Below are 15,198 nucleotides of genomic sequence, written 5' to 3'. Positions count from 1 at the left end.
CAGGTCAAGGCAGCGGCAAATGCGACATGGCTGGACTTGCCTTCCGCCCGCTCAGCCCTTTGCCACATTGCGGATCGCGCTCGACGACAGCGACGAACGCGGGCCGTGGATGAAGGTCCAGGCCGGCGCGTTCATGCGGGCGAGCCGCGGTGCGTCGCCTTCGTCGACGCGGGCATAGTCGAAAGTCTTGGCGACCACGGACGACAGGAACGACAGCGTCGCACCTGGCCGGTCGACCACCGCGATCGGGAACGTCATCACGATACGGCGCCAGCGCTGCCAGCGGTGGAAGTCGCGAAGCGAATCGGCCCCCATGATCCAGACGAAATCGACGCCGGGGTTACGCGCCTTGACCAACGCCAGCGTGTCGGCGGTGAAGCGGACGTGGTGGGCCGCCTCGAAGGCGGTGACCTTGATCTTCGGGTTCTTGGCGATCTTTTCAGACAGCTGCAGCCGCTCGGCCAGCGGCGCAAGTTCACCAGCGTTCTTGAGCGGATTGCCGGGCGTCACCATCCACCACAGCTGGTCGAGAGCAAGGCGTCTGAGTGCGATCTCGGCGACCAGCGCATGCCCGGCGTGCGGCGGATTGAACGAACCGCCAAACAGCCCGACCGCCACGCCTTTCCCGGCATGCGGCATCTTGAGGTAACGGGAGGATATGGCATGTTCGGACAAGGCAAGCATGCGTCAGGCACCCCCCTCTGCCCTGCCGGGCATCTCCCCCTCAAGGGGGGAGATTGTCAGCTTCAATGACAGCTTGAATTCTGCCCGCCCGGCAATTGGCGAAATCGCGAACGAGAGCTGATCTCCCCCCTTGAGGGGGAGATGTCCGGCAGGACAGAGGGGGGTGGCTGGGCGCAAGGCTTCAGGTTCTTTGAACACAAAGCTTCAAGGCCTCACCTGTCCCGACCCGCGTACACGATATTTGAACGACGTCAGTTGCTCGACGCCGACCGGTCCGCGGGCATGCATCTTGCCGGTGGCGATGCCGATTTCGGCGCCCATGCCGAATTCGCCGCCATCGGCAAACTGGGTCGAGGCGTTGTGCAGAAGGATCGCCGAATCGACCTCGTTGAAGAACCGGTCGACCGCTGTGGCGTCCTCGGCGACGATCGCCTCGGTGTGATGCGAGGAGAACGTCTCGATATGCTCGATCGCGCCGCCAATGCCGTCGACCAGCTTCACAGCGATGATCGCGTCGAGATATTCGGTCACCCAGTCTGCATCGGTCGCGGGCTGGGCATCGGCATAAAGCCTCAGCACCTCGGCATCGGCATGGATCTCGCATCCTGCCGCCCGTAGGGCCTCGAGGATCGGCACCAGGTGCGTGACGGCGACGGCACGGTCGACCAGCAGCGTCTCGGCAGCGCCGCACACCCCGGTGCGCCGCATCTTGGCATTGACCGCGATCTTGACCGCCATGTCGAGATCAGCCGATCGGTCGATATAGAGATGGCAGATGCCCTCGAGATGGGCGAAGACCGGCACCCGCGCCTCCTTCTGCACACGCTCGACCAGGCTGCGGCCGCCGCGCGGAATGATGACCTCGAGATTGCCGGAAAGCCCTTTCAGCATTTCGCCGACGGCGGCGCGATCGGTGGTCGGCACCAATTGTATGGCATCCTCCGGCAGCCCGGCTGCCTTCAGCCCCTCGACCAGGCAGGCATGGATCGCGGCGGAAGAATTCGCTGAATCCGAGCCGCCGCGCAGGATCACCGGATTGCCCGCCTTGAGGCAGAGCGCACCGGCATCGGCGGTCACGTTCGGCCGGCTCTCATAGATGACGCCGATGACGCCTAGCGGCGTGCGCACCCGTTCGATGTGCAACCCGTTCGGCCGGTCCCATCCAGCAATGATTTCGCCGATTGGGTCGCGCAACTCGGCGATCTCGCTGATGCCGTCTGCCATGGCGCGGATGCGGACGGGATCGAGCTTCAGCCGATCCATCGACGCTGCCGATAGGCCAGCCTCCTCGCCATTTCTGATGTCGATTGCGTTGGCGTCGAGGATATCCTGCTCATGCCGAAGGATCGCCTGAGCCATGCCGACCAGCGCCTTGTGCTTGCGCTCGGCCGCTGCGATGGCCAGCGGTCGGGCCGCGGCATGCGCGCGGCGGCCGATATCGGCCATCAGCGCGACGGTGTCATCCCGGGATTTTTCATGCAGCGTCAGCATGGCTCATCCTCCGCTATGTAACCTGGTCACCGACTACTTGCTCACCACCGGCATGGCTCACCACAAGGTCGTCGCGGTGGATCATCGCCGAACGCGCCTCGTAGCCGAGCACGGTTTCGATCTCGGTCGTCTTCAGCCCAGCGATCCTTACGGCATCGGCGGCATCATAGGCAACCAGCCCGCGCGCTATCTCGCGGCCCTCGGGCGACAGGATCGCCACCGTGTCGCCACGCGCAAAATTGCCGCTGACCAATTTGACGCCGGCCGGCAGCAGCGACTTGCCGGAGAGCAGCGCGCCGATGGCGCCGGCATCGACGGTCAGCCGGCCAGCCGGTTCGAGCTGCCCGGCGATCCAGGTCTTGTAACCTTTGACCGGGCTGCTGCTCGGCCGGAAGAAGGTGGCGCGCTCGCCGCGCTCGATTGCCAGCAGCGGCGACAGCCGCGTGCCTGATGTGATGATCATGGCGGTGCCGGCGGCGGTTGCAATCTTGCCGGCATCGAGCTTGGTGCGCATGCCGCCGCGCGACAATTCCGAAGCGGCGGCACCCGCCATCGCCTCGATGTCGGGGGTGATGCGGTCGACGATCGGAATGAACCGAGCGTGCGGGTCACGCGCAGGCGGTGCCGTGTAGAGCCCGTCAATGTCGGAGAGCAGCACCAAAAGGTCGGCGCCCATCATGGTGGCGACGCGCGCCGCCAGCCGGTCGTTATCGCCATAACGGATTTCGGAGGTGGCCACCGTATCGTTCTCGTTGATGACCGGCACCGCCTTCATCTTGAGCAGCGTCGAGATCGTCGCCCGCGCGTTGAGATAACGGCGGCGCTCTTCCGTGTCGCCGAGCGTCAACAGGATCTGGCCCGATTTCAAACCATTCTTGCCGAGCGCATCCGACCAGGCGCCGGCCAAGGCGATCTGCCCGACGGCGGCCGCCGCCTGGCTCTCCTCGAGCTTCAGCGCCCGCTTGCCGAGGCCGAGGATGGTGCGGCCAAGTGCAATCGCACCGGAAGACACAACGAGAATTTCGGCGCCGCCATTGGCCAGCACGGCGATGTCGTCGGCAAGCGAGGCCAGCCAGTCGCGCTTCAGGCCCGTCGTGCGGTCGACAAGCAGCGCCGAGCCGATCTTGACGGCAATGCGCCGATAATTTTTCAGCGATTGCGCGGCCATGGCTATGCGTTCCAGCGCGTCTCGACCGGCGCAGCGACAGCTTCGCGCGCCTCCGCCACCACAGCCATCAGCGCGCGCAACACCGCCTCGACGCCCTCGCCGGTGACCGCCGAAAGCAGCATCGGCGCGCGGCCGGCGGCGCGTTTCAGCGAGGCGGCCTTCTTTTTGCGTACGTCGGCATCGAGTATGTCGACCTGCGAAAGAGCGACGATCTCGACCTTGTCGGTCAGCCCGTTGCCATAGGCGTCGAGTTCGGCGCGCACGGTCTTGTAGGCCTTGCCCGGATTTTCTTCCTGCGCCGAGACGAGGTGCAGAAGGACGCGCGTGCGTTCGACATGGCCGAGAAAGCGGTCACCGATGCCGACGCCTTCATGCGCGCCTTCGATCAGGCCGGGAATGTCGGCAATGACGAATTCGCGCCCGTCGATGCGGGCCACGCCAAGGCCCGGATGCAGCGTGGTGAAGGGATAGTCGGCGATCTTCGGCTTGGCCGCGGTGACGGCCGCCAGGAAGGTCGACTTGCCGGCATTGGGCAGCCCGACCAGGCCGGCATCGGCGATCAGCTTCAGCCTGAGCCAGATATTGAGCTCTTCGCCCGGCAGTCCGGGGTTGGCGCGGCGCGGCGCCTGGTTGGTCGAGGTCTTGAAATGCTGGTTGCCGAAGCCGCCATTGCCGCCCTTGGCCAACAGGAAGCGCTGGCCGACGACCGTCAGATCGCAGATCAGCGTCTCATTGTCCTCGGCAAAGACCTGTGTTCCGGCCGGCACTTTCAGCGTCACGTCGGCACCCTTGGCGCCGGTCATGTTGCGGCCCATGCCGTGCGTCCCGGTCTTGGCCTTGAAATGCTGCTGGTAGCGATAGTCGATCAGCGTGTTTAGTCCGTCGACCGCCTCCACCCAGACATCGCCGCCGCGGCCGCCGTCGCCGCCGTCCGGGCCGCCGAACTCGATGAACTTTTCGCGCCGGAACGACACCGAACCGGCGCCGCCGTCGCCGGAGCGGATGTAGACCTTGGCTTGATCGAGAAATTTCATCGGATTGTATGGTTTCTGCTATTGGCTTTGCGGGATTGCTCTAAAGCAAGGCGGGTCGAAGGGCGAGGGCCGTTTTTGCTACTGTAACGTCGCGCGTATCTCTGGACGCGTAGCATTTGGTTGACCCTTGCCGAAAATCGATCTTCGGCTTTCCAAGCGCGAGATGTCGGAATGAAGCTGGTAACTTACAATATCCACTACGGCATCGGCCTCGACGGCCGCTATGATGTCGGTCGCATCGCCGATGCGGTGCGCGGCGCCGACGTGATCGCGCTGCAGGAGGTCACCCGCGCCAACCCGAAGAATGGCGGCCGCGACATGGTGGCCGAGCTCGGCGAGGCGCTGCCCGACTATTTTGCCGTCTACGGCAGCAATTTCGAAGCCGACGCCGGATCGCGCCTGGAGAACGGCCGCGCCATCACGACCACCTTCCAGCTCGGCAACATGGTGCTGTCGAGAACGCCGATCCATCTGTCGCGCAATCTCCTTTTGCCGCGCAGCCGCAGTTTCGAGGCGATGAACTTCCAGCGCGGCGCGCTGGAGGCGCTGATCGAAACGCCGCTTGGCTTCGTCCGCTTCTATTCCACTCATCTCGACCATCGCAGCCCGGTCGAACGCCTGAGCCAGATCCGCTTTCTGCGCGAACGCCTGTTGAACTACCCGCTCGAGGGCGGTGGGCTCTCCGGCGTCGCCGAGATCGGCTTACCGGACTTGCCTTGTCCCGAAGCCTTCGTCGTCATGGGCGACTTCAACATGCTCGCCGGATCGCCGGAACACGTCGAACTCGCCGGCCAGCCTGACCATGAATTCGGCATGCCGGTGACCGCCGACCTCGCCGTCGATGCCGCCGCGCGCCTCGGCGCGGCCGGCGCCGATCTCGTCACCTGGGTCGACCCCAAGCGGCCGGGCGATGCCAGCCGCCACAAGCGCATCGACTACATCTTCACCAGCGCCTCGCTTACCAAATCGCTGAGGCGCCTGTGGGTCGACCGGCAAGCGGCCGGTTCGGATCACTTGCCGGTCTGGGTCGAGATGGCGTGAGCCGCATCCATCAAAAATGCACCCAATTCCTGAGGCTGGTCCAGGTCTTGCGATCGAGGCGGTAGCGCTCGACCGGCACCTGGCCGGCAACGATCGAATTCAGCATGCCCTGGCCGGCATACTGGAAGCCGCATTTGTGGATGACCCGGCGCGAGGCCGGATTGATCACCCGCGTCGAGGCGTGCAGCACCTGGATCGTGGTTCTCTGGAAGGCAAGGTCGACCAGTGCGTGCGCTGCCTCCGTCGCGTAGCCGCGTTTCCAGTACGGCTCGCCGATCCAATAGCCGAGCTCCAGCCCGCGATCCGTGGTGTTGAGCCCGGCACAGCCGACGAAGGTCTCGGTGCCGGCCAGCGTCAACGCATAGGCGATTCCGGCCCGGCGCGATGCCGTCATAGCCAGGAAAGCGCGTGCCTCGGCCTCGCCATAGGGATGCGGCATGCGGGCCAGCATTTCCGCGACATGGCGGTTATCGGCGAGCGCCACCAATTGCTCGATGTCGCTTTCACGCGGGGTCCGCATGACCAGCCGCTCGGTGACCAGGACCGGGCAATCTATCGCGTAACTTTCGTCGTCTGTCGCTTCCGCTTCGGCAACCATGTCAGTCCTCCAGGCAAGAAAAAGGGGAGATGGAAACCCATCTCCCCTGATCCATTTCCTGGCTTGGCCAGACACCGGTCCCGAGATGGGTGCCGGTGTTCTCTTGCGGAACCGGCTACTCCGCTGCCTTCGTCATCGGGTTCACCGATACGTAGGTTCGGCCATTGGCTTTTTTGTTGAAGGTGACTGCGCCAGCTTCCAGCGCAAACAGCGTGTGGTCCGTGCCAATGCCGACATTGGTGCCGGGATGCCACGTCGTGCCACGCTGACGAATGATGATGTTGCCCGGAATCACGGCTTCGCCGCCGAACTTCTTCACGCCGAGCCGCTTGGAATGGGAGTCGCGACCATTGCGCGATGATCCGCCAGCTTTCTTGTGTGCCATCTAACTACTCCGATGCGCCGCGAGGCGCCTAAAAGGTCTTATGAACGCGTTCGCGTTCCGTTTCAAGTCCGATCCGGCGACGATTGCGCCGGTTCGTTCTACTTCTTCGCCAATTCCTTTGCCTGCTCGCGCCAGTCCTTGATCTGGTCGGCGCTGAACGGCATGTGCTCGTCGATCTTCGCGACATCCTTGTCGGACAGCTTGGCGATCTGGGCGAAGGTGGTGATGCCCTGTTCGTTGAGCTGGCCGGCGGCAACCGGGCCGATGCCCTTGATCACCGTCAGATCGTCCGGCTCGCCCTTCGGCGCCTTGAACAACGGCGCGGCGGCTTCGGCAGCCTTGTCCTCGGTCGTCTCGGCCTTGGCTTCCTTCTTCGGCGGAGCCTCTGCCTTGGCTGCGGCCTTCGGCTCAGCTTCAGCCTTCGCCTCGGTCTTGGCGGCAACCTCTGCCTTCGCTTCGGTCTTGGCGGCGGCCTTCTTCGCCGGCTTGGCGCCACCCAGCAGGATCTCGGCGATCCTGACGGTGGTCAAAAGCTGGCGATGGCCGATCTTGCGGCGCGAATTCTGCCGACGACGCTTCTTGAAGGCGATGACGGTGCGGTTCTTGCCTTGCTCGACGACTTCGGCGGTGACCATCGCACCATCGACGAACGGCGCGCCGAACGTGACGTTCTCGCCTTCGCCATGCGCGAGCACATTGCCGATTTCGACGATATCGCCGACATTGGCTTCGAGTTTTTCGATCTTCAGGAGATCGTTGGCGGCAACGCGATACTGCTTGCCGCCCGTTTTGATGACTGCGAACATTTTTTGCCTTTCGCTGTTCGGTCGGCCTTGATGAACCGCCTCAGGCGGTTCGGCCGTCTTTTTGTCAGTCTGCGGGTTCAAAAAACAAGCGGCGCGGAATATCCCTCCACGCCGATTGCGCGCTGTCCCTAACCGAAGGTTCGGCTTGAGTCAAGGCAAGCGCCGCGGGCAAGCTGCGAATGGGCTGAGCCCAGTCCGGCAAACATGGAACATCGGGCACCGCAGCTTTGAACGCAGCACGGACGGGAACCTGCGGCGCCGGGGCAGATTGGCCCTTGTAACCTGCCTGTCCAGCCGTTATCTAGTGCGCCGCGCCGGCAACGGCGGACCATGACCGCGGAGAGGTGGCAGAGTGGTCGAATGCACCGCACTCGAAATGCGGCATGGGTGCAAGCCCATCGGGGGTTCGAATCCCTCCCTCTCCGCCAGTGATACTAACTTCATTTTTTGATTTGGCCTGCCGAACTCAGCCATAAATGCTCGTGAAGCCGCGGAGCTCAATTGCAGCCCGGCGTTAACCCTTGGCCCGCTAGGTCGTTGACCAAGCAACCGAGCGGTGTTGCGGAAGGTTGTCGGTTCGCAATGTGGGTCAAGCGAGCGTCAGCTGGATCGTGTATTTGGTGATCGACCCGTCGCGAACCTACCCACGACCTCATCGAGCACATGGAACGGAGCAAGAAACCACTTTCGTGGTCGCATTGGATGGTGGCTGGGTTCCGTCGCGAGCAGTTGCTGATCAACGCGGTGACTTGTGTCTGGGTCGGCAAGTTCACCAAAAATCACCGAGCGATGCACTAACTGCTGGAGTGCGCCCCGCCTTCGACGTATAAATGGCGCTACATTCCGGGAGGAAGAGCCATGAATGCAGTGCCTCAATGGTGGCTTGCAGGCGACTGGTTCGACATCTGCAGCTGCGATATCCCTTGCCCTTGCGAGTTCGCCCAGCGGCCGACCGGCAATCACTGCCAGGGCGTGCTCGCCTGGCATGTACGCGAGGGTCAGTATGGCGACGTGAAGCTCGACGGCCTGTCGCTGGTGGCGCTCGGCGAGTTCGAAGGCAATCTATGGGCCGGCGAGGCAAAGGCTGTGATGGGCATGTACCTCGACGAGAAGGCGAACGAGCGGCAACGTGAAGCCCTGCAGGCGATCTTCGGCGGGCAGGCTGGCGGCTGGCCGGCGGGTTTTGCCGCCAACATCGGCGAGATGCGTGGCATGGAGTTCGTGCCGATCACTTTCGAGGTGGCGGGCGACCTTGCCACCTGGCGGGTCGAGATTCCTGGCCTCGTCGTCGGGCATGCGGAAGCGCTTTCAGGTCCCACAACACCACCCGGCAAGCGGGTGCAGACGATCAACCCGCCGGGCTCGGAGGTCGGCCCGGGCCAGGTTGCCACCTGGGGGCGTTCGGTCGAGGTGAGCACCAAAGGCTTCGGGCTCGACTGGACGGGCACGGCGCGCTCGAGCAAACACATTCCGTTCGACTGGACCGGCCCGAACTAGGACGTGCCGATGCCTGACGCGTTCCCCGGGAAATCGTCGCGGCTCCGGAATTTGCGTGGCATGCCGCTCGGTGTTCTCGCATCGCTCGTCGTGCTAACAGCGGCGGCGTGGGCGCTGACCCTCAGCATGGATATGCCTATGGGCATTGCGGTGCGCGGCGGGATGGAGGGTATGGAAGGCATGGCCGGCATGGCGATGGCAGGAATTGCCGCCGACGGCTGGTCACTTGCCGGCGCCGCCGCCTTTCTTGCTGTATGGACGGTGATGATGGCTGCCATGATGCTGCCGGCGGCCGCGCCCATGATCTTTATGTTCGCGGCGGCGCAGGCCAGGCGCGAACAGCACGTTGCCATCCCGACGTGGATATTCGTCGCGGGTTACATGCTCGTCTGGGCGGCGGCGGGCCTTCTCGTGTATGTCCTGGTCCAGTTCGGAAGCGAGTTTGCGACCAGCCTCGATCCGCCTCAGCGTTCGAAATGGGCGCCGCTCGCGCTCGGTATCACGCTTGGCGTCGCCGGACTCTACCAATTCACGACCCTCAAGCACATTTGCCTCAGCCATTGCCGTTCGCCGCTCGCTTTCGTTGCGCAGCATTGGCGCGACGGGCGGGTTGGCGCACTCGAGATGGGGCTGCGGCACGGGCTCTATTGCTTTGGTTGCTGCTGGGCGCTGTTTGCCGTGCTGGTCGCGGTGGGCATCATGAGCGTCGCCTGGATGCTGCTGTTGACGCTGGTCGTCTTCGTCGAGAAGCTGCTGCAGCGCGGCCGCCGCTTCGAAGTTGCTTTGGGCATTGCGCTGATGGCCCTCGGGATCGCTGTATCGTTCGGCGCGATCGAGATGCCTTGGATGAGCGGCTAGCCCCCAGCCGGGTGGTGAAATTCCAAACATATCGGTCCTTAAGGATAAGGGCGGGTCGTTGTGTTTGGCGAACCGATACTAGCAGCTGGCAGCCCTCTGATCGGGTCGGTGATGGCTCAAGATGGCAGACTATGCAGCCTTCCGCCGCAATTGGCTCACACTCAGCCACACCGCCGAAACCAGGAAGTAGAGGGCGCCTACTGCGGCATAGCCGGCCACGTTGGTGATGGATGGCGGCATCGGCATCCGCGCCTGCGCGATGAAAAACGTGCCTGCCAGTGCTGATTGCCCTCCGCTCAGGATCATCGCCCACTGCGCGCCAGAGCTCTTCCAACGGCGGACCGCGGTGCCGAGTTGAAGCAGGCCAGACAGGATCGCCCATAGGCCGAACACCCCGAGCACCCAATTCATGCTCATCTTCAGCGCAACAACGACCGCGAGCGTTGTCGCCACACTGACCACGACGTTTATGGTCTGGGTGCGATTCTGTCCCAATCCTCCGCTGCGCGATGCGTCGACAAAATTGGCGAGGGCATCCCATGCAGGATAAGCCACGAGCAAAACCGCCGCCGCCACCCCGGAATTCTGTCCCACTGTCAAGGCAGCCGCCACCCAGACAGCCGAGACCGCCGTCCGTGCGAAGTAATAGAGCTTGAGCCATTGTTCCTGGCTGGCGCGGGAAAGATCGCTATTGTGAACCGTCATTGGATGTCCTTTCGACTAGTAGGGCTCTCGACGAACGTCGCAGAGCCGTTACGGCTATGGTTAGTTGAGATCTTAGGATTGTATCTGGAGGGAACGCGGAGCGAGCCGCTCCAGGAGCGGGCGTGTCACGACGGCGAATATCTTCGGATCGCCATAGGCCCGTGCCGAAAGCATCGCGCCGTGGACAGTCGCCATGAACGCTTCAGCCTCGGCACGAGGGGTACCCATCAGTTGGAATCGGCCGAGTCGCGCACCGCGCTCCAGCACGGATGTCAGCCAAGCCGACAGGGAGCGGAAATGCGCCCGGACCTCAAGGCCAACTTCCTCGGGCAGCACGGGGAGTTCGCTTGCCAACAGCGCGCAGATACAAAACGGAGCGCTGGCATCCGCGATGCAGACTTCCCAATAGCCAGCGTAGTCCTGAAGCTGTTCGAGCGGATCGGAGACCTGAAGTTCGAGATTCGCCATCCCCGCTTCAGCTTCTTCCCGATACCGCGCAACCAGCGTTCGGACCAGATCGACCTTGCTTGGGAAATGGTGATGGATGCTCGCCTTACGAATCCCGACCACATCAGCGATGTCGGCATAACTGAAACCGTTGTAGCCGCCAGCGACGATCAGAGAACGCGCACAAGCCAGGATGTCGTCGGAGGTAGTAGACGCGTTGCCCATGCCCTTACCTACCTTCTGGTAGGATGGCAGTCAAGCCCTCTTGCAACGCAACGACCAAAGAGAGAGCAGTAGCGTGGAATTGGGTGGCTATGGCGTAGACGTTATTCGATGTTCCTTGTGTCTCGGCCGCCATCAATTCAAAAAAGCGTCCGGTGTTTGTCGATCGAAGTAGCCGTCCCACTTCGACGAGAAGGCAACACCCTCCGGCCGACCGGACCACGGCTAATCGCCGCGCGGATCTGGGCGTTTGCACCGACCGCGCTATCTCCCCATCGTTAGCCTTGCTCTATCGCTGGTTGAGATCGGGAGGTTTCCATGGATCGGCGACTATTTTTGACAGGAATGTTTGGCATTGCCGGGGCCGCGGCCCTTGCAAGCACAGTTCGGCCAATCAACGCAGTGGCCGGCGTTCCAACTGCCAGAAGCGGCATTCTCGATGAACTCGAGGCGCCGGATGTCGAGACCTTCGATGACGACGAAACTCAAGCAGAGTTGCAACCAGTCTATCATCGCCGGTGGCACCGGCCGCGTCGGCGCCGCCGGCGCGCTTGGAGAAGGGTCTGTCGCGTTTACTGGCGAAACGGCTATCGGCGCAGGCGGTGCTTCCGCAGGCGCGTCTGGGTCTGGTTTCGATTCTAGCAATTGGCCGGCTTGAACCCTGGCCATCGCGGCCGGGGTTTTCGCCTCAGGCGACCGTTAGTGCCCTTAGAGAGTTTGTCTGACGGCGCCGGAGGAGGCTGACGGTGTTTGCAGGTTTCAGAGCCACCAGCTTGCGACTGGACGATACGACCATTTTCGCAAGGGTCGGTGGCACCGGTCCGCCGCTGCTGCTTCTTCACGGTTTTCCAGAGACGCATCTGATGTGGAGGGATATCGCCGCAGCCTTGGCGCCCCGCTTCACGGTGGTCGCCGCCGACCTTCGAGGCTATGGCCAAAGCGGCTGCCCGGTTTCCTCTGCCGATCATAGCCAATACGCCAAGCGCGCCATGGCCGGCGATATGGTTCAAGCCATGAAGCAACTGGGGTTTGAGCGATTCATGGTTGCCGGACATGATCGCGGCGGGCGGGTTGCCTATCGCCTTGCGCTCGACCATCCGGACAAAGTCCTCAAAATCGCCGTCTTCGACATCATCCCCACCGCCGCAACATGGGATCGGGCGGATGCCAGACTGGCGCTCGGCTTCTGGCCCTGGAGCCTGCTTGCCCAGCCGGAGCCCCTGCCGGAACGTCTGATTGGCGCGGCTCCCGATGCCGTCGTCGACGATGCAATAACGCAATGGGGATCGTCGACGAAAATGGTCTCCAAAGAGGTCAGGGACGCCTATGTTGATGCGCTTCGCGATCCCGCGCATATTCATGCGATATGCGAAGAGTATCGCGCCGCTGCGACGATCGATCGTGAACATGACGCGCTGGACCACGCAAACGGTCGTCGCATCGAGTGCCCGCTAATGGCGCTATGGAGTGGCGAAGGCGCCCTGGAGAACTGGTATGCGCAAGAAGGCGGGCCGCTGGCTATCTGGAGGAAATGGGCTGACAGAGTGGAAGGACGCGCTGTCCAAGGCGGGCACTTTTTCCCAGAAGAGCACCCCGACACGATAGCAGCGGTTCTCTCGGAATTCTTCGAGGACAAATAGGACGGTCAGGACAGAGGGTTGTAGAGGTCACATGCTTCAGTTACGCGGAACCTCGGGAGTGCTTCGCGGCCCGAGGTCGAGAATCCTCCGATATTCGTCTGTCCGGCATCAACGTGCTTGATAAGAGAATGAAGCCGATCTCCACGGCCACGCCTGTGATATGCAGCCTGATGTTTGTCGGAAGTTGTGCATCGCCTTTGCCTGCATCCTTTGATGCTGCGAAATACGACAAGATGAGTTGCGTCGAGCTCAACGTGGCGATCGGCACGGTCGCTGACGAGATGTCGGCAACAGCCATCGCTCGCGGCAAAGTCGTCCACACCAACATTCCGGACTGGCTGTGGGGAGGGCAGCGTGTCGCCTCGACCGTCGCTGCCCGCCAAAGCGCGAAGATCGAGCGCTTGCGGCAGCAGGAGGCTGCGATTGCAGCGGCGAGACGAAGCAGGTGCTGATTGCGTCGCTGGAGTGGGTCTTCAACCCGAGAGACCGGACTGATGCGCAGCGATCGCGCCGAGGAATATCTCGCCGAAATCCTTGAGCTTGGCGGCGCCGACGCCGTTGACCGCGGCGAAGGCGTCCAGATCACGCGGGCAGCGTTCAGCCATATCGATCAGCGTACGATCCGAAAAGATCACGAAGGCCGGCACTTGGCGTTCCCGGGCAAGACGCAGCCGTACCGCCTTGAGCGCGGCCAGCAGCGCCGAATCCAGACCTTCCATGCCTGCTGCGGTATCCACAGGACGTATCTTGCCTCGCGATGACTGGCGCGCGTCCACGCGATACCGGAATGAAGCCTCGCCCCGGGCGAGTTCACGGCCTTTCTCGGCGACGGCGAGGCCGCCATGGCCGGCTGAGTCCAATGTCAGGAACCCTCCCGCGACGAGTTGGCGAAGCAGCGACAGCAAGAGACTCTTCTTATGCGCCACACCGGTGCCGAAGCTGGCAAGCCTGTGGTGGTTCCTGGCCAGGACCTTCTCGGTCTCATGGCCGAGCAGGACATCGACAACGTGGGCAGCGCCAAAGCGCTCGCCGGTCTGTGTGATCGCTGCCAGGATGATCCGCGCCTCGGCGTCGCCATCCGCATGCGGCGCCTGGTCGAGGCAGTTGTCGCAATTGCCGCAAGGCGAAGCACTTTCGCCGAAATAGCCAAGCAGGATCTGGCGGCGGCACTGCGCCGTCTCGCAATAGCCGATCAACGTATCGAGCCGGCCATGCGCGCGCCTCTTGTGCTCCGCCGGTGCGCCCTCGTCGTCGATGAAAAGCCGGCGCATACGGATGTCGCCGAGACCGAAGAGCATATGCGCCTCGGCCGCCCGCCCGTCGCGGCCCGCCCGCCCGATTTCCTGATAGTAGGCTTCCAAGCTGCCCGGCAGGTCGGTGTGGAAGACATAGGCGACGTCCGGCTTGTCGATCCCCATGCCGAAGGCGATGGTCGCCACCATCACCACCCCGGACAAGGTCATGAAAGCGTTTTGATTCGCTTCACGCGCGTCCTTGCTCATGCCGGCATGATAGGCGAGCGCGCGTACGCCGTTCCGCTCGAGGAACGCCGCCATCTCTTCGGTCTTTTTGCGCGACAGGCAATAGACGATCCCGCTTCGGCCGGCATGGCGCTGCACGAAATTCAGCAATTGGCGCTTGCTGTCCTGCTTGGGCTCGATGCTTAGCTTGATGTTCGGTCGGTCGAAGCCGAGCACCACGGTATCGACGCGCCCGTCGAACAGTTGCGCGGCAATGTCGGTGCGCGTCGTCTCGTCCGCAGTCGCCGTCAGCGCAATGATCGGCACATCGGGGAAGATGCCGCGCAGCCGCGACAATTCTTCGTATTCGCGCCGGAACGCCGGTCCCCATTGCGAGATGCAATGTGCCTCGTCGATGGCGATCAGCCGGACATCGAGCTTGGTCAACGCCTCGAGCATCCGCGGGGTCATCAGCCGCTCCGGCGCAAGATAGAGCAGCCGTGTCTGCCCTGCCGCGACGCGGCGCCATGCAGCGACATTGGCATCGCGATCGAGCGAGGAATTGATCGTATCGGCCGCCACACCGGCAAGGCGCAATGCGGCGACCTGGTCCTGCATCAGCGCTACCAGCGGCGAAACGACAATGGTGAGCCCGCCCAGCACCAGCGCCGGGACCTGGTAGCAGAGCGATTTGCCCGCACCCGTCGGCATGACGGCCAGTACATGATGCCCGGCCAGCAGCGCCTCCATCACGGCCGCCTGGCCGAGACGAAAATCATCGAAGCCGAAGACATCCTTCAGGACGCGCCGCTTGGAATCCTCTGCCGGCATGCTCGCCGCAATCTGCATTACAGAACTTTCGCGGATACGACCTGCCGAAATTCCCCGGCGAATCGCCGGGTGATTGCCTGGACAGCAGATTCGAACATTTATCGACCCCTCTGGTCCTGTCCTCGGCACCGCCTGAAGCGAACTTCTCTCTCATTGGCCGATATCAGACCGTCGTTCCAGCCCCTATTCGCCTTGGCTGTGAATATCGCGCCGCCTCGGAGCGGTTAATCCTATCTTCACCATCATTCGGCAGGTTCAGGTTCTGCGGTGATGTTTTGAGTACCGCGGCGCCACAAGCGCCCAGGCAACACGCCCGCGTCTCTCCGGAGGC

The 15,198-nt window shown here is 63.0% G+C and carries 15 protein-coding genes and 1 tRNA gene; 6 read left to right on the top strand and 10 right to left on the bottom strand.

Features of this window, described 5'->3' with window-relative positions; genetic code table 11:
* Window positions 1–51: 51 nt before the first annotated feature.
* The 4 genes from NKJ93_RS06485 to obgE form a co-directional block, all read right to left on the bottom strand.
* Window positions 52–639 carry a nicotinate-nucleotide adenylyltransferase gene (locus tag NKJ93_RS06485; protein ID WP_031194203.1) on the bottom strand — a complete coding sequence of 196 codons (588 nt, stop codon included), beginning with the start codon at window positions 637–639 and terminating at the stop codon, window positions 52–54.
* Window positions 640–888: 249 nt separating this feature from the next.
* Window positions 889–2,175, bottom strand: a complete 1,287-nt coding sequence (locus NKJ93_RS06480) for a glutamate-5-semialdehyde dehydrogenase (protein ID WP_352480953.1) — start codon at window positions 2,173–2,175, stop codon at window positions 889–891.
* A 13-nt stretch (window positions 2,176–2,188) separates the two neighbouring features.
* Window positions 2,189–3,343, bottom strand: a complete 1,155-nt coding sequence (gene proB, locus NKJ93_RS06475) for a glutamate 5-kinase (protein WP_023719680.1) — start codon at window positions 3,341–3,343, stop codon at window positions 2,189–2,191.
* 2 nt (window positions 3,344–3,345) lie between these two features.
* Entirely contained in the window at window positions 3,346–4,377 is a 1,032-nt protein-coding gene (gene obgE, locus NKJ93_RS06470) for a GTPase ObgE (RefSeq protein WP_352588217.1), read from the bottom strand.
* Between the two features lie 171 nt (window positions 4,378–4,548).
* On the opposite strand from obgE, the gene NKJ93_RS06465 reads away from it, so the two are divergent.
* On the top strand, window positions 4,549–5,418 hold the full coding sequence (locus tag NKJ93_RS06465; RefSeq protein ID WP_352588214.1) for an endonuclease/exonuclease/phosphatase family protein: 870 nt from the start codon (window positions 4,549–4,551) through the stop codon (window positions 5,416–5,418).
* 10 nt (window positions 5,419–5,428) lie between these two features.
* Here NKJ93_RS06465 and NKJ93_RS06460 read toward each other — a convergent pair whose 3' ends face one another.
* The 3 genes from NKJ93_RS06460 to NKJ93_RS06450 form a co-directional block, all read right to left on the bottom strand.
* Window positions 5,429–6,016, bottom strand: a complete 588-nt coding sequence (locus tag NKJ93_RS06460; RefSeq protein ID WP_352588211.1) for a GNAT family N-acetyltransferase — start codon at window positions 6,014–6,016, stop codon at window positions 5,429–5,431.
* 115 nt (window positions 6,017–6,131) lie between these two features.
* Entirely contained in the window at window positions 6,132–6,401 is a 270-nt protein-coding gene (rpmA, locus tag NKJ93_RS06455; protein ID WP_023678077.1) for a 50S ribosomal protein L27, read from the bottom strand.
* 98 nt (window positions 6,402–6,499) lie between these two features.
* On the bottom strand, window positions 6,500–7,207 hold the full coding sequence (locus NKJ93_RS06450) for a 50S ribosomal protein L21 (protein ID WP_352588209.1): 708 nt from the start codon (window positions 7,205–7,207) through the stop codon (window positions 6,500–6,502).
* Window positions 7,208–7,545: 338 nt separating this feature from the next.
* Here NKJ93_RS06450 and NKJ93_RS06445 point away from each other — a divergent pair.
* From NKJ93_RS06445 to NKJ93_RS06435, 3 genes are all read left to right on the top strand, one after another.
* Window positions 7,546–7,635 (top strand) — tRNA-Ser (locus NKJ93_RS06445).
* Between the two features lie 430 nt (window positions 7,636–8,065).
* Window positions 8,066–8,704 (top strand): DUF1326 domain-containing protein, encoded by a 639-nt coding sequence (locus NKJ93_RS06440; protein ID WP_352588206.1) that lies wholly within the window; start codon window positions 8,066–8,068, stop codon window positions 8,702–8,704.
* Window positions 8,705–8,713: 9 nt separating this feature from the next.
* Window positions 8,714–9,562 (top strand): DUF2182 domain-containing protein, encoded by an 849-nt coding sequence (locus NKJ93_RS06435; RefSeq protein ID WP_352547127.1) that lies wholly within the window; start codon window positions 8,714–8,716, stop codon window positions 9,560–9,562.
* 129 nt (window positions 9,563–9,691) lie between these two features.
* Here NKJ93_RS06435 and NKJ93_RS06430 read toward each other — a convergent pair whose 3' ends face one another.
* Together NKJ93_RS06430 and NKJ93_RS06425 are read right to left on the bottom strand one after the other, a co-directional pair.
* A complete protein-coding gene (locus NKJ93_RS06430) occupies window positions 9,692–10,267 on the bottom strand; it encodes a DUF308 domain-containing protein (protein ID WP_352588204.1) in 576 nt (191 codons plus the stop codon).
* A gap of 72 nt (window positions 10,268–10,339) precedes the next feature.
* Window positions 10,340–10,939, bottom strand: a complete 600-nt coding sequence (locus NKJ93_RS06425; protein ID WP_352588201.1) for a TetR/AcrR family transcriptional regulator — start codon at window positions 10,937–10,939, stop codon at window positions 10,340–10,342.
* Window positions 10,940–11,682: 743 nt separating this feature from the next.
* On the opposite strand from NKJ93_RS06425, the gene NKJ93_RS06420 reads away from it, so the two are divergent.
* The gene (locus tag NKJ93_RS06420) at window positions 11,683–12,576 is read left to right on the top strand and encodes an alpha/beta fold hydrolase (RefSeq protein WP_352480959.1); all 894 of its coding nucleotides are present in this window, start codon (window positions 11,683–11,685) and stop codon (window positions 12,574–12,576) included.
* A gap of 197 nt (window positions 12,577–12,773) precedes the next feature.
* Window positions 12,774–13,028 carry a hypothetical protein gene (locus NKJ93_RS06415; protein WP_245278615.1) on the top strand — a complete coding sequence of 85 codons (255 nt, stop codon included), beginning with the start codon at window positions 12,774–12,776 and terminating at the stop codon, window positions 13,026–13,028.
* Between the two features lie 21 nt (window positions 13,029–13,049).
* Here NKJ93_RS06415 and recQ read toward each other — a convergent pair whose 3' ends face one another.
* Window positions 13,050–14,885, bottom strand: a complete 1,836-nt coding sequence (recQ, locus tag NKJ93_RS06410) for a DNA helicase RecQ (RefSeq protein WP_352588198.1) — start codon at window positions 14,883–14,885, stop codon at window positions 13,050–13,052.
* Between the last annotated feature and the right edge of the window lie 313 nt (window positions 14,886–15,198).

The organism is Mesorhizobium sp. M0028 (assembly GCF_040323855.1).
Taxonomy (GTDB): Bacteria; Pseudomonadota; Alphaproteobacteria; order Rhizobiales; family Rhizobiaceae; genus Mesorhizobium.
The sequence above is the reverse complement of the archived record's forward strand: the minus strand, read 5'-3'. Positions and strand labels throughout refer to the sequence as shown.